Source organism: Segeticoccus rhizosphaerae (assembly GCF_009192725.1).
Classification (GTDB): Bacteria; Actinomycetota; Actinomycetes; order Actinomycetales; family Dermatophilaceae; genus Segeticoccus; species Segeticoccus rhizosphaerae.
On the sequence record NZ_VOHR01000552.1, the window covers coordinates 1 to 1,362 of the forward strand.

Below are 1,362 nucleotides of genomic sequence, written 5' to 3' on the forward strand. Positions count from 1 at the left end.
CGCGACCGGTGGTGCCCGCTCCGGGACCGCCGGGGCCATGACCGCCGGGTCCGCCGCCGGGCAGGATGCTCTGCGGCCGGCCCGCAATGAGCCACGCGATGGCGCCGACCGGTGGCGCGATGACGATGAGCAGGATCCAGATGAGCTTGTGCAGGTTGCGCACCTGCGACTCCTCGGTCTGGATGCACTCCACGACGGCATAGACCGTCACGAGGATGATGAGGAGAGGAACCAGCAGACGGAGCACGGCGCCTCCTTGGTCTGTTCAACTCGTTCAACGCTGCTTCGTTCAACGCTCTACCCTTGATCTTGCCAGTTTGCACCGTCAAACACGAACAGACCTCGGACTGCTGCCCGGTCGGGCTTGCCCGGCCCCCGCAACGGGATCGTGGCGACGGTCACCAGGCGCTGCGGGAGGGCGTGGTCAGGGAGTATGCCGCGCAGCCGGTCGCGCACGTCCCGCACCGTCGGGGCCGGTCCGTCCATGACGATCGCGGCGCTGACCGCCTCACCCCATTCCGGGTCGGGGCTGCCGACGACGACGGCCTCGAGCACGCCGCCCAGGTGGGCGACGAGCGCCTCCTCGACCAGCCGTGGCGCGACCTTGAGCCCGCCGCTGTTGATCAGGTCGTCGACCCGGCCCTCCACGTGCAAGCGCCCGTCGACCCACCGGCCGACGTCGTCGGTGCGGAACCACCGGGTGCCGTCCGCGCCGGTGTGGAAGGCGCGCTCGGTCAGGTCGGGGCGGCCGAGGTAGCACTCGGCGAGGGTGGCCCCGCCGAGGCTGATCCGCCCCTGCTCGTCGATCCGCACCCGGGTCGGTGTCAGAGGCCGCCCGTCGTAGACGCACCCGCCGGCGGTCTCGCTCATCCCGTAGGTGGTGAGCACCCGGACGCCGGCCTCGCCCGCCCGGCGCAGGAGCGCGGGGGGAGCGGCTGCGCCCCCGAGCAGGATGCCGTCGTAGCGGGCCAGCGCCGCCACTCCTGCCGGGTGGGCGAGCAGCCGGCCGAGCTGGGTGGGGACCAGCGCGGTGTAGAGGCGGGACGAGCGGTGGTCGCTGGTCATCGACGCCGTGGCAGCAGCGAATATCTCGGGACGGAAGCCCCCGGTGAGGTCGAGCACGACCGGGGCGGTGTCGGCGACGATCGACCTGATCAGCACCTGCAGTCCCGCGATGTGCTGGGCGGGCATTGCCAGCAGCCACCGGCCGGGACCCCCCAGGCGCTCATGAGTGGCGTCGGCCGACGCCGTGAGCGCGGCGGCAGTGAGCACGGCCCGCTTCGGTGTCCCCGTCGAGCCGGACGTGCCGACCACCAACGCCGTCCCGGGCCGGACGGTCTCCCCCGCGGTCGCCGGGGCGGG

The 1,362-nt window shown here is 72.8% G+C and carries 2 protein-coding genes; both read right to left on the minus strand.

Annotation, left to right across the window (positions count from 1 at the left end; genetic code table 11):
* On the minus strand, positions 1-247 hold a 247-nt coding region (locus FRW57_RS21570), incomplete at its 3' end, for a PLD nuclease N-terminal domain-containing protein (protein ID WP_162529467.1).
* Positions 248-297: 50 nt separating this feature from the next.
* A partial coding sequence (gene menE, locus FRW57_RS21575) for an o-succinylbenzoate--CoA ligase (RefSeq protein ID WP_152187034.1) occupies positions 298-1,362 on the minus strand: 1,065 nt, incomplete at its 5' end.